Origin of the sequence: Pyxidicoccus caerfyrddinensis (assembly GCF_010894405.1) — a bacterium.
Classification (GTDB): Bacteria; Myxococcota; Myxococcia; order Myxococcales; family Myxococcaceae; genus Myxococcus; species Myxococcus caerfyrddinensis.
Genome location: NZ_JAAIYA010000104.1, coordinates 1 through 1097, shown reverse-complemented (window position 1 = coordinate 1097; position 1097 = coordinate 1). Strand labels below are relative to the sequence as shown.

The following is a 1097-nucleotide window of genomic DNA, read 5'->3' as shown; positions in this document are numbered from 1 at the left end:
GGTCTCCGGTGCGGTAGAGGCGGGCACCAAGCGCGCCGGAGAAGGCGTCGGGGACGAAGCGCTCGGCCGTCAACGCGGGCTGCTCGACATAGCCACGGGCCACGCCGTCGCCGCCGATGAACAGCTCCCCGGTGACGCCCGAGGGCACGGGCTGGCCAGACGCATCCAGCACGTACATCTGGGTGTTGCCAATGGGACGGCCGATGGGCACGGCGGAGCCCAGTTGCTCCGCGGACGTCATGCGGAAGCAGGAGGCGAAGAGCGTGGACTCGGTGGGGCCGTAGCAGGCCGTCACGGGGATGCGCAGCTCTTCGAGGACGCGGCGCACGTGCGGTGCACTCACCACGTCGCCACCGGTGAGCAGCTGCTTCACCCCACGAAGGGCGGGGAAGTTGTGGTCCACCACCTGGGTGAAGAGGCCGGAGGTGAGGTGAAGGGTGGTGACGCCGTGCTTCGTCAGCACGGACTCCAGCTCTTTCAAGTCCGAGGGCGAGTGGGGCGGGAAAACCACCAACCGCGCTCCATGGAGCAGCGGGCCCCACAGCTCCAAGGTGGAGGCGTCGAAGGAGACGGGGGCGATGAGGAGGAACGTCTCATCTGGCCCGAGGTGCGCGTAGTCGACACCGAAGACGGTGCGCAGCACTGCGGAGTGTGGAGTGCCGACACCCTTGGGACGGCCCGTGGAGCCGGAGGTGAAGTCGATGTACGCGAGGCTGCCGGGCTGCGCGGCCCGGGGCGGCGAGGTGATGGGCTGCGAGGAGAGCGGGGTTTCCTCCATGACCACCGTGGACAGGCCTTCGGCGGGCAGCTTCTCCAGCAGCTCGCGCGTGGTGATGAGCACGGTGGGACGCGAGTCCTCCACCATGGCGGCCAGGCGCTCACGCGGATACGCCGGGTCGAGAGGGACGTAGGCGCCACCGGCCTTGAGGATGGCGACGAGAGAGACGATGAGCTCCAGCGAGCGCTCCACGGCCAGCGCCACGCGCGAGTCGGTGGACACACCGAGGCCACGCAGGTGCCAGGCGAGCTGGTTGGCACGCGCGTCCAGCTCCCGGTAGGTGAGCTTCGCGTCTGCGAACTCGACGGCGGTCTTGTCC

The 1097-nt window shown here is 69.3% G+C and carries 1 protein-coding gene; it reads right to left on the bottom strand.

What is annotated here, in order from left to right; all coding sequences use genetic code 11:
- Positions 1-1097 (bottom strand): amino acid adenylation domain-containing protein (locus tag G4D86_RS51685; RefSeq protein ID WP_164003089.1); only part of this gene is annotated, 1097 nt, incomplete at both ends.